Raw genomic sequence first — 11,388 nt, forward strand, 5'->3', positions numbered from 1 at the left:
CTAACCACCATCGATCAGTGTTTAGCCTTTAAAGTCAGTGAGCGGCCGCAGACTATGCAACAGGTGGCACTGCAATTATCTCCATATTCAGAAGCAAAACACACAGAAGCACCGCTGCAAAGCGGCACCATATCAAAAAAGACAGAGCCGGTTTCAACTGTTGTTAAAAAAAACTACTCCGGATGGGCAATGGTTACTTTAACGACGCTAATGGTGCTGGCGGCTGTTAGCTACCAATATTATCTGGGCAATCAGAATTATTCAGAGCCAATTGCGGAGTTAGTAAATCTCCCAGAGGATATTACTGTTGTCCCCCTAGAGATTCCTGAAGCTAAAGCATTACGCTTAGCCGCAGAAGAGGCCTATTATTCATCGCTAGTCATGGATCCGTATGGTGTTGCATTTGGTTTATACCAGCAAGCTGCAGCGCTTGGCAGTGCCTACGCAGATTCACAGCTTGCTATGATGTATTTGCGCGGCCAGGGGGTCACTAAAAATGCTCAACTTGCGCGGCAATATCGTGATACTGCAGTACAAAAGTTTTCACAACACCCCATTGGCGGCCATGAAAATGCTGAGCTGTACAAGCTAGCGGCGCTTGTTGAACTTGATACTGAGGCTGAGTTATCACAATACCGTATACGCGCAGAGCAAGGCGATGCCAATGCGCAGTACAAAATAGGTATGCTGTATGATCAGGGGGAGGGTTACCGGGCGCAACAAGATGCTGTTATCTGGTTTTACAAAGCAGCAGAACAAGGGCATCCAGGTGCGCAGCAGGCAGTAGCGACTAGGTATATTATTGGCAGAGGTGTCTATTTATCTGATGCGGATGCACATAAATGGTACCTCAAAGCCGCAGAGCAAGATGATCCCTGGGCTCAATATGTACTTGGTTCAAATTACCTTAATGGCAAAGGCGTAACCAGATCGACATCAGAAGCAATAAAGTGGCTTTACAAAGCTGCTCAAAATGGCCATCCCACGGCGGCTAAATGGGTGACAGAGTTAGAAAAAAATGACACTAGATGAGCAAAGAAGTCAGCAAACCGGTAAATTTGCACTACCCAATTGTAACAACACTGGCTAATATACTTTTGCTAACATTTAAGCGCGGTATAAAAGCATGCAGGGAGTTACCATCAGCGTTGGACGCTGCACGCAAAGCAACGATGTTGCGGTAGATGATGCCAGTGTCTCTAGACAGCATTTGTGTTTAACCGTCAATAGCTTGCAAAACCTGCAGCTGGACGATTGCCAGTCCAGCTTTGGTTCGTTTTACTGGGATGGTAGCCAGTGGCTGCGTTTTAATAGCATACAGCTAAGCGCCAATGATTATATTTTTATCGGGTCAACCAAATTGCGATTAATGGAAATAATTATTGCCTATCAGATTAACAGCCGGAGGCGTGGCGTATGACCAATCTGGACAAAGAAGAAGCCTACTACCGTTTGGTCGTGTTACTTGCCGCAGCTTTTATAGCTGTCATTATTATTATTTTTGCCTCGATGTTTACCGTCCCGCTTACTGAAACCAGCACCGAGCTCAGAGCTGCCGATATTTTGTTTGACCGCAGTGCACCGGTGTATCCGTTTACTATTCAAAACCTGATGTGGTTATTGTTTTTCCTCTGTGGTGGCGAAATTTGGGTGCGCTGGCACAGAGCAACGCAGGAGCTGGCGCAATTATCGCGCGGTTTAATGAGTGACGATGATACGGCGCTGTACCGCTCAAAAGACTTAGTGCCGGTGTATCAAGCCATCATAGCCGACAGCACCGGCAGCCAGTTTTACCTGCAGCGGCTTATTAAGCGCATTATTACGCAATTTCAAATTACCCGCAGCTCTGAGCAGGCCAATAACCTGATGAACTCGTCACTGGAATTAATGCAGCACGAAGTCGACTTAAAATACACCATGGCGCGCTATTTGGTGTGGTTAATCCCAACGCTTGGGTTTATTGGCACTGTGGTGGGTATTGCGCTGGCGTTATCCAGTGCCGGCGATATGCCGGACATCAGTGACTCGGCCGCAATCAAGACCTGGGTGGCGCTTATTACCATCAAACTCGGCGTGGCTTTTAACACCACGCTGGTGGCGCTGATCATGTCAGCTGTGCTGGTGTTTGGTATGAACGTCGCACAAGGGCGGGAAGAAAAAGCCTTGAATCAGGTTGGCCAGTATTGTCTGGACCGGCTGGTTAACCGTCTAATTGTAGCGGATTGAAACGGAGAAATAACCTATGAGTTTTCGACTAGGGCCAGATGGCAAACCGGTGGAAGTAGAGACCAGTTTTGCACCGGCACAACCCAAGCCCGCTGATGGCGGTACTTTGCCACCGCGCTGTGGTTTTAACGCGCCGCCAACCGGAGCAGCACCGGGTGCTGAACGCACTCAGCCTCCCGCCGTAGATTTGTTTCAGCATATTCCCCCAGCCATGCAGCAGAATGCTATGCGCCCGGGTGGTATGGCGGTTATGCCAGAGCCGCCAACCCGTGTAGTGGATGCTGCGAAGCCGCAATTTGCTGCAGCAGCGCCGGTACAGCAGGCTGCCGGCGGCGCATCTGTACCTGAGATGTCAGCCGAACCTAAAACCAGCATCAATTTCGGCGCAGCAGGTGATACGGCAGCCAGTTACGTCTGTGGTTGGCTGGTGGTGGTAGATGGCCCGGGTAAAGGTAAAAGCCTTAATGTATGCGCCGGCCAAAGCGCTATTTCGCGCTCGGTGACAGAGCGTATCGTTTTAAATTTCGGTGATACATCAATCACCTCGAAACAGCAGTTGCTGGTGATTTTTGATGACGAGAATCGCGATTTTATTATTGCGCCGGGCAATGGCTCCAGTCTTAATCGCTTAAATGGCCAGATTGTGGCCGGACAAATGCAGCTAAAAAGTGGTGATATTCTTAAAGTGGGTGCGACTACGCTGCGTTTTGTCGCGTTTTGCGATGCCAGCTTCAGTTGGCAATAGTTATGTTGCAGCTAAGCACCGGGTGGGCGCAGACGGTTGGCAAGCGTGAGTATCAGCAGGATGCCGTTAGTAAAATGGTGTGGCCCAGTGGCTTTGCGCTGGCGCTGTTGTCGGACGGTATGGGCGGTGCAGTGCATGGTGAGGTTGCCAGCCAGGAAATCTTGCGTGGGTTTAGCGAGGCGTTTTGTACCAGCGAAGAGCAGGATATGCATGTACGGCTGCATGACAGCCTGTTGCAGGCGAATCAGCATTTGGCCGATTATATTGCACACTATCCGCAGTGTCAGGGCATGGGTGGCACCCTAATAGCGTCAGCTTTCACCGGCGAACATTTGCACTGGTTAAGTGTCGGCGACAGCCCATTGTGGCTCATCCGCGACGCGCAATTAACGCGCATTAACCAGGACCACTCCAAAAAAGCCGAAATGTTGCAACTGGTTGCTGCCGGGATGATGACTGCCAGCGACATCGCCGTGCATCCACAGCGTAACCAGCTAACATCTGCCGTGATGGGCGTGCCTGTTGAGCTGGTTGACATTAATGCAATCGAGCTGGCAAGTGGCGATATTATTGTGATGGCCAGTGATGGCGTTGAGTCAGTGCCTGAGCAAGAGCTGGCAGCGCTCTGTCATCGCTTGCAGCATGCTGATTTACAGCTGCTGGCCGAGCATATCATTGGCTATGTCGATAGCCTGCAAAAACCCTATCAGGACAATGCCACCGTAATGGTATTAAAACTGACGCAAACAGTACAAGACGAATAATAAGGAACAGCGGCATGCGTTTTACAGCCTTAACAGTGATAAGTTTTGTGCTCACGGCCATAACGGCATCTGCAGCACGGGCAGATTATGTCTATCCGTTACAGATAGATCGCAGTAACAATCGCAGCATTGACGCTCTGGCGACCAAAATTAATGCTAACCAGTTTGTTACCGATGCCAACTTGTTAAAGGGTTCCAGCAGTATTTTTATTATTGATAACACGGTAACGCCGGCGGCAAAGATTGTCGCAAACGTGGTGTTTGCCGACAACGACAAACGCATTGCCGTGTTATCAGCCAGCAATGTCTCGGGTAAGGCCGTTACGCTGGCCGCGCAGGATCAGGCGGTAGGTGGCCAGCTGGTGCTGTTAACCAACACTGGCAGTGTACCCAGTTTAGTGCAGCGCTTTGAGCCGCTAAAAGATGTAGCCTCCGGCGGGATATACGTGCATACCGCTCTGTACAATAGCCAGCAGTGGGCGGCGCCGCTGTTTAATAACTGTCAGCAATTGCTGGGTTTAAGTGTGTATGAGAGCAGCTTGTTTAAACGCATGCAGCAGCCCGAGGTCATTGCTTACGCCATGTCGTCAGCACTGTTAAAAGCGGTGCTGACCGAGCGTAAAATAGATTTTACTGTAGCGCCAGATCGGTGTTTGTCTGATGTTGAACAAGCCACCGCCAATGCCGAGCAGGCGGCTAAAGACGCGGCTGCGGCCAAAGCAGCACAGGAAACAGCCGATGCTGAGGCGAAAAAGCGGTTAGCAGAAGCCCAGCAGCAAGCAGACGCCGCGAAAAAACAGGCTGATAAGCTTCTGCAAGATGCTAAAGACGCTGCGGACAAAATTGCCAAGCAAAATGAGGAAATGCTAAAGCAAACGGAAGAAGCGATTAAAAGAGCTGAAGAGGAACGCGCCGCTGCTGAAGCTCTTGCTAAGGAAGCGGAGCAAAAAGCAAAAGATGAGGCAGATAAGACCAAAGCGGCAGAGCAGCAAAAAAGCTATTTTTTAATCGGCGCTGCGGCCTTATTACTTATGGTTTTGCTGGTTTTTGTGTTGCTAATGCGCAAACGTAAGCAAGCTATACAAGCCAAAGACGCTGAATTATTGCAACAACGCAAGCACGCCTCCGGTTTGGCGCAAGATAATGAGCAACTTATTGATAAGGTTGCCAAAATGCAGATTAGCTTTAATGATGTGTTACTGGATGGCACCACCCATGATGGCCGTAAAATCCGGCTGAAAATTAACGGTAAAGCGCTGGCGCAGGCCGGTGAGCAAATTATTGGCCGCGAAAGCAGCCAGGTCGATTATCCGATAACCGAGACCGAAATTTCCCGCCGCCATCTGCGATTGATCCTGCGTGACGGTGTGTTATTGGCAGAGGATTTACAAAGCCAAAATGGCAGTTGGTTAAACAATTTACCGTTAGCGGCAGGCCAGCCGGTGATGTTGGCGCCGGGCTCGGTGTTACGCCTGAGTACCATAGTGTTTCAGGTTTCGTATCTGTGAGTTATACCGTGATGTTCAGAGCATAAAGGCTGCCGACAGATGAAAATACGCAACCGGGACATTAATATTTTTAGCATGTCGGCGCTGGATTTGTTCGCCTCAGGGATGGGCGCTTTTATTTTATTGGCGGTCATGGCGTTGCCATTTTTTGGCAATGTATCAAAAATTCCCACCGAAGCCCCTCTGCAATGTCCCGAGCCGGTTATTTGCCCTAAACCGGTGCCGTGTGAGGTGTGCCCACCGCCGACACCACCGGTACCGCCCGGTTTTAAGAAAATGGAAAAATTAGATCTGGTGGTGGTGTTAGATATTACCGGCAGTATGAGCGGCGAAATAAATGGCTTAAAAACCGAAATACGCGATATCGCAGCCTTGTTAGACCGGCTGTCTGATTCGGCCGCCATGCGCATAGTGGTGTTTGGTGATGATGCTTTTGACGTGCCGGTGACCCATTTTCCGTTAACACTAACCCAAGAAATTGATGTGCTATTGGCACAGTTACAACGTGTAAAAGTAGACGTTGGTATTGGTAGGGGCGGCAACACCACAGACGGTGAAGCAGTGTTGCCCGGTTTTATGCAGGCAATGCAAACTATCTGGCGCACAGATTCCAGCCGTCGCACTGTAGTCATTATTACCGATGATGGCGCTCACCCGGGGGACGATCGCCGTTTATTGTCGGCGGTTAACGCTTTTACTGCGCAAAGCAGCACAAATACTGTATCAGTGCGCTACTCGGGCAATGTTAAAGCACAGCACGATTTTTATACTGAAGTGGTCGCTGCCGGTAAAGGCAGCTATTTAGATAAGAATAACGGCTCGCTGACAGCAGCATTATTGTTAGCGTTGTTACCCAAATAATGGTTAACCCGACGTCGCCATGAGTGCCCTGGCAGCCGGTTGCAGTATTCACCGCTACCTGATTGAACAGGTGCTGGGTAGCGGCGCCTTTGGCATCGTCTATCTGGCCCAGCATAAATCACTCGGCTATCAGGTGGTGATTAAAGAGTATTTGCCACAGGCTTTAGCAGCCAGGGTTAACGGCGAGGTAATGCCACTAAACGCGACGGTAACAGAGGTGTACCAGCAATCGCTACAGCGCTTTGCACTCGAATGCGAAACCTTGCTGACGCTAAATCATGACAATATTGTTTATGTCTACGATTGTTTTTACGCCTCGGGTACCGCCTATATGGTAATGCATTTTGAGACGGGCAGTACTTTGTGGCAAAGCTACGTCGGCCAGGTGCAACAGCAGCAACGGCCATTTAACTGGCAGCAACTGGCCAAAGTGTTACCCGGCGTGTTTGCCGGCTTGCACTATATGCATCAGCGCCAGATAGTGCACCGCGATATTAAACCTGGAAATATTTTTTTGCGCGCGGGCGCTGTGGTGCATCCCCTGCTGATTGATTTTGGTGCGGTAAAGCAAGCTGGTGGTTATGCTAGCCAATATGCACAAAACACACCGGCTTACAGCGCTTTGGAACAGGAATATGGCATTTATCCTATAGGGCCCTGGACCGATGTGCATGCGCTGGGGGTAATGATTATTGAGTTGCTGACAATGCAGCGGCCAGACACGGCTTATCAGCGCCAGCAAGCGGTAACCGCAGGGCTTGACGACCCCATTAGTCAACAACTGCGTTATCTGGCGACGTTGACCGATGCCGGTGTTGTTCATGCGCTGTACGGTGCGACCAGATTAGATCCGGCACAACGTATTCAGTCCATTTATGATTTTAAAGCGGCGTTGCCGGCTTTTGCTTAACGACAAGGATTTGCACATGCGCGTTAGTCAGATTTTACTGCAAGCATCAGAGCAAGGTGGCCGGGCCTATAATCAAGATCGCCTCGCGGTGCATGTCAGCGATGACAATGACGATTTTCTGCTGCTGGTGGCTGACGGCGTAGGTGGCTCAGAGCAGGGTGAGGTTGCCGCTGACATCGTGGTGGAGCAAAGCAACATTTTCTGGCAAAAGCGCCATCGCTATAGCGACGCAACAAGCTTACTCACCGACTTTGTGCTGGCTTGTAATACCGCCGTTAAACAACGTGCTGAGCAAGGCATTAAAACCGCTACCACGCTGGTGGCATTGCTTAGTTTTAAAGGCCAGTTGGTGTCGGCACATGCTGGTGACTCGCGGCTGTATCAATTTAGCTGCACCGCTAAAATCAACCAGACAAAGGATCACTCTCTGGCGTATGCCAAGCTGATAATGGGTGAAATAACCGAACAGCAACTGGCGACACACCCAAGCCAAAGCCAACTCCTTAACTGCATAAATGGTGATGCCGATCTGCAAATAGATATTAACCACTGGCAGGCCGAGCTGGGCGGCTATTTTGTGCTGTGTACCGATGGTTTCTGGGAAATGTTTAGCGACGATGACATTGTTAAGTTGATTGCGGCGGAGCAACGCGATACGGTATTTTTAAACCGTCTGAACAGCCAGCTGCAACTGCAGCCGCAGCATGACAACACCACCGTAATTATTGCCCATTTATCCAGTAGCATTGCGTTGGTCGATGACACTGGCGCCAAAGCTGAGGAGCTGGCGAAAGTAAAGCCTGAAACACCTCAATCGTCTGCTGGTTCAATCGGGCGCAAAGCGGAGTTTATAAAATGGCTGGCAGGGCTGGTATTGCTGTTGATCGCGGCGGTGGCACTGGCGTTTTACTACCTCAACTCTATGGATTGTTGCGCCAAACCCGTAGTGAGCGCACCCAGCGCGATAACGCTTTCTGACAGTGTTGGCGGGATTATGCAGGAGATCAATGCGGCACAGCCGGATCAAGCGGGGCCAGAGAATGCAGAGCCGGCACAGTCAAATTCCGAACAGGGTAACCAGAGTGATACTACGCTATTAAATGATAATTTACTCAGTAGTCATGAACTGGAGTTGGTTCTTGCTGACGGTGAGGATGCAATTACCGCCCTGTTACAAAAGTTGCTGGACGAGGGGCTGGTTGCCAGAGGCAGCGTATTGAACAAAACGGCTGTTATGCTGGACCAATACGCTGAAATTACCACCGTGCAGCTGATGGTAAATAACACCCCGGTGTATGGCGCACTGCTACGCTATCGAAAAACCGCCAAGGGCATAAAGGTGATCGCCGGTAAAACGGCAAATTTACCGCTGTTGCCGGCCGCACCGGCACACGATTTTGCCAGCTGCTTTGCCCGGTACCAACAAATACAGGCCAAAGACAACCCGGTAGCCTTGCTAAATAGCCCTGCGATAACCTTGTATATCGACGCTGCCAGCCAGAGTTATTTTTGGCTGACACCTGTAGCCGTTGGTGCCGCCGCTGTGACACATGACTTGTTTTTGTCAGACAGTAATTGTGATGCGCTGCGTATAATTTCGCGTCAGGTATCTGGTTAGGGAGGCTGCAGTGTTAAAACGTCTTTTAGGCTGCCTATGCTGGCTGCCGTTTGTATTAATGGCTGACGACAATACCAACGCGGTGGCAACGGCGCTGGCGCCGCCGAAGTATGCTACCGATTTTGCCCCGCTGGCGAGGGAGGTAAATAATCCGACAGACTTTGTTAACTGGGCACAGGCCAATAAAGCCTTGCTGGGCATGGCTGATAACGCCGAAATTGTGCTTAAAGCAGCCATACAGGAGCCAAATGGTTACAGCCTGTACCGTATTCAGCAGAACATAAACGGTATTGAGGTGTTTGCTCATCAGTCAGTATTGCTGTTTTTACATGGCCAGCCAGTCAGTGCGCATAAAACTACCACTTCATTACCCGCCGACGCTGCACTTAGCATGGCGCAGTGGCTGGGCGTAGTGCAAAAAACCTTGCAGCAGCAACAAATAGTCTATGACGGTGAGCTGCGCATTAAGCCGGTATATTGGCCACAGGGTGACAAGCTGCTGGCGGCAGCCAAAGTGGATGGCAAGCTACGTTATCAGCAAACAGATTATCCTTACACCCTGTTTATTTCTGCGGGTGGCGACGTGTTGCAGCAACTGGCGACACGCTGGCAATTTAGCTATCAACTGGTTGATGCCGACCAAATGTGTAGCCGCATGTCTTATAGCAGCCCTACCACGGTGGATGATCTGTTGCAGTTAACCAATGCCTATATCGCCTTGTATGAGCCTGCCAGCTCAGCTGTCGAAGCGTCGACACCGGCGTCGCAACAACTGGCGACCTTGTTTGATCAGGTGGGGCGTTTTATGGCGGAGCAATTCGGCAGCCTGCAGTACGACACTGCCGGTAACAGCCCGGTATTTGCGTTGATCGGCGGCAAGATGTTCCATTACCGGCAAGGCGCCAGTGTCAGCTGTGCTGGCAGTAGCAATGATTCAAACGCTTTTTTTATGCTGGTACATGATGATTACGGCCAAACAGTGGGGCTGGTGCAGGTGCATGCGCCATTATTGCAAAACCCGGAAGTGATTATGCATGAGCTGGCACACGGTATAGTGGCATTTAGCTCTGGCTTGGTGTATCAGGATGAGCCGGGCGCATTAAACGAAGCCTTTGCCGATATCGCAGGTGTCAGCTTTGTCGCCTGGATGAATAACCGGCTAAACACGCCGGAAAATTCAGATTGGGCGATACGCTTAATTAGCCGGGTGATCCGCGATTTTCGCTACCCCAATCGGGCCGACAATAACCCGGATCACTATCTGGAACGCTATACCGGTGCTAAAGATCATGGAGGGGTGCACATTAACTCATCGATTGTGAATCATGCTTTTTATTTATTAGCCGAAGGCGGCGCACACCGGCGTTTAGGCGGTGTGGAAGTGCCCAAGCTGGGTATGCAAAAGGCGTTAAAGCTCTGGCACTACGCTTCCACTAAAATCATGACGCCAACATCCGATTTTCGTGATGCCCGTTATGCCATAGCGGAAGCAGCTGAAATTATTTACGGTAAATATTCCGCCGAGCGCACTGCGGTGCATAAAGCCTTTGATGCCGTAGGCATTAAAGGCAGTTGGACAGAAAATATCCCACCAGCGAAACCGTTGCCGCAGCCAAAACCAGAGCCAAAGGCTGAGCCAAAACAAATTCCGTTACCTGAGCCGATACCTGAGCCTAAAGCTGATCTGCCCGCGTTGCCTGAGGCGAAAACGCCGCCTGCACTACCGCAATCGGTGCCTGCCGTTAGCGTTAACGCTGTGCATCTGGCGATGGCAATGGCCGGCCTTTTATTGTGTTATGGTTTATGGCTGTTGTTAAAGCGAGCCAGACCCGGGCGGCAGGCTGACACCGGCTTTCAGCCTTACCAATACCGTGGCGTAAGCCCAGCACCCCAGCCGTTCGCCAGATCAACCGAGGAACCGCCGCTGTTGTATTTTCATACGCCGCATCACTGTTACCCGCTGCGACAGGCGCAGTTGCGTAAAGGTATAGTAGTGGGGCGGGCCGATGACGCCGCTATTACAGTGAGCCACGCGTCGGTTTCGTCGCAGCATTTACGCATAACCAAACGGGCCAATACGGTGGTGGTTGAAGATATTGGTTCCAGCTATGGCACTAAGTTAGAGGGTAAAGCCTTGCCCGCTTATACCGCAACGTCAGTGCAGCTGCCGGTGCAGATCACTCTGGCAGATCTGAAGTGTGTTCTTAGCGCGGATGCTAAGCTGAGCATGGCGGATAAACCTGAAACAGCAAAGATGGCGTCGCTGTCATTTTTGCAGTTAAGTATTGGTACACGCCAGGTCTGGGTTAGCAGTATGGCATCGGCAGCCAAGCCGTTTAGTGTTGGGCGAGCTGCAGAAAACGACGCTGAGGTAGCTCACCCGTCGGTATCGTCGCATCATGGTTGTATTTTTTATCAGCACAATAGCTGGTACTACCGCGATCTGGGCTCAAGCTATGGCTCCGCGATAACCCGCAACCAGCAACAGGTTAAATTGCAATCCGGTGAACCTGTGTCGCTGGATGGGGTAGCAGAACTTTATCTGGCAGATTTTTGTATCGCAGTAGGTGTGGCAGACAGTGATGGCGTGGTGAAATTGTAAGGCGTGCCGGTAAGGTTTTTTAACAGGAATAGACATGAACGACAACCTGAATGCATTACCACTAGGTAGCGAGCTAAACCATTACATTATAGAAGCGGTTTTAGGCAGCGGCGGCTTTGGCATTGTTTATAAGGCCCATCATGCGCATTTAGAT

Annotated in this window: 10 protein-coding genes; all 10 read left to right on the forward strand. The window is 50.6% G+C overall.

Going from position 1 to position 11,388, the window contains the following annotated elements; genetic code table 11:
- The coding region (locus IE070_RS16115) for a tetratricopeptide repeat protein (RefSeq protein WP_189484211.1) at positions 1-1,032 on the forward strand (1,032 nt) is incomplete at its 5' end.
- Positions 1,033-1,126: 94 nt separating this feature from the next.
- The gene (locus tag IE070_RS16120) at positions 1,127-1,420 is read left to right on the forward strand and encodes an FHA domain-containing protein (RefSeq protein WP_189484212.1); all 294 of its coding nucleotides are present in this window, start codon (positions 1,127-1,129) and stop codon (positions 1,418-1,420) included.
- On the forward strand, positions 1,417-2,226 hold the full coding sequence (locus IE070_RS16125) for a MotA/TolQ/ExbB proton channel family protein (RefSeq protein WP_189484213.1): 810 nt from the start codon (positions 1,417-1,419) through the stop codon (positions 2,224-2,226). Before IE070_RS16120 ends, IE070_RS16125 begins: the two co-directional genes overlap by 4 nt.
- 16 nt (positions 2,227-2,242) lie before the next feature.
- Positions 2,243-2,971, forward strand: a complete 729-nt coding sequence (locus IE070_RS16130; RefSeq protein ID WP_189484214.1) for an FHA domain-containing protein — start codon at positions 2,243-2,245, stop codon at positions 2,969-2,971.
- Between the two features lie 2 nt (positions 2,972-2,973).
- Positions 2,974-3,735, forward strand: a complete 762-nt coding sequence (locus tag IE070_RS16135; protein WP_189484215.1) for a PP2C family protein-serine/threonine phosphatase — start codon at positions 2,974-2,976, stop codon at positions 3,733-3,735.
- A 14-nt stretch (positions 3,736-3,749) separates the two neighbouring features.
- Positions 3,750-5,243, forward strand: coding sequence for an FHA domain-containing protein (locus IE070_RS16140; protein WP_189484216.1), 1,494 nt, complete (start codon positions 3,750-3,752; stop codon positions 5,241-5,243).
- Positions 5,244-5,282: 39 nt separating this feature from the next.
- A complete protein-coding gene (locus tag IE070_RS16145; protein WP_189484217.1) occupies positions 5,283-6,104 on the forward strand; it encodes a vWA domain-containing protein in 822 nt (273 codons plus the stop codon).
- Between the two features lie 19 nt (positions 6,105-6,123).
- Positions 6,124-7,014, forward strand: coding sequence for a serine/threonine-protein kinase (locus IE070_RS16150; protein WP_189484218.1), 891 nt, complete (start codon positions 6,124-6,126; stop codon positions 7,012-7,014).
- Between the two features lie 16 nt (positions 7,015-7,030).
- A complete protein-coding gene (locus tag IE070_RS16155; protein ID WP_189484219.1) occupies positions 7,031-8,632 on the forward strand; it encodes a PP2C family protein-serine/threonine phosphatase in 1,602 nt (533 codons plus the stop codon).
- A 10-nt stretch (positions 8,633-8,642) separates the two neighbouring features.
- Entirely contained in the window at positions 8,643-11,234 is a 2,592-nt protein-coding gene (locus IE070_RS16160; protein ID WP_189484220.1) for a M4 family metallopeptidase, read from the forward strand.
- The last annotated feature ends 154 nt before the right edge of the window (positions 11,235-11,388 follow it).

Origin of the sequence: Alishewanella tabrizica, from assembly GCF_014652375.1 — a bacterium.
Taxonomy (GTDB): domain Bacteria; phylum Pseudomonadota; class Gammaproteobacteria; order Enterobacterales; family Alteromonadaceae; genus Alishewanella; species Alishewanella tabrizica.

What these genes read in the sequence shown, in the direction of transcription:
- IE070_RS16120 (WP_189484212.1), top strand. Translation starts at nt 1,127, where the DNA reads ATGCAGGGAGTTACCATCAGCGTTGGACGCTGCACGCAAAGCAACGAT.
- IE070_RS16155 (WP_189484219.1), top strand. Translation starts at nt 7,031, where the DNA reads ATGCGCGTTAGTCAGATTTTACTGCAAGCATCAGAGCAAGGTGGCCGG.
- IE070_RS16140 (WP_189484216.1), top strand. Translation starts at nt 3,750, where the DNA reads ATGCGTTTTACAGCCTTAACAGTGATAAGTTTTGTGCTCACGGCCATA.
- IE070_RS16150 (WP_189484218.1), top strand. Translation starts at nt 6,124, where the DNA reads ATGAGTGCCCTGGCAGCCGGTTGCAGTATTCACCGCTACCTGATTGAA.
- IE070_RS16130 (WP_189484214.1), top strand. Translation starts at nt 2,243, where the DNA reads ATGAGTTTTCGACTAGGGCCAGATGGCAAACCGGTGGAAGTAGAGACC.
- IE070_RS16135 (WP_189484215.1), top strand. Translation starts at nt 2,974, where the DNA reads ATGTTGCAGCTAAGCACCGGGTGGGCGCAGACGGTTGGCAAGCGTGAG.
- IE070_RS16145 (WP_189484217.1), top strand. Translation starts at nt 5,283, where the DNA reads ATGAAAATACGCAACCGGGACATTAATATTTTTAGCATGTCGGCGCTG.
- IE070_RS16125 (WP_189484213.1), top strand. Translation starts at nt 1,417, where the DNA reads ATGACCAATCTGGACAAAGAAGAAGCCTACTACCGTTTGGTCGTGTTA.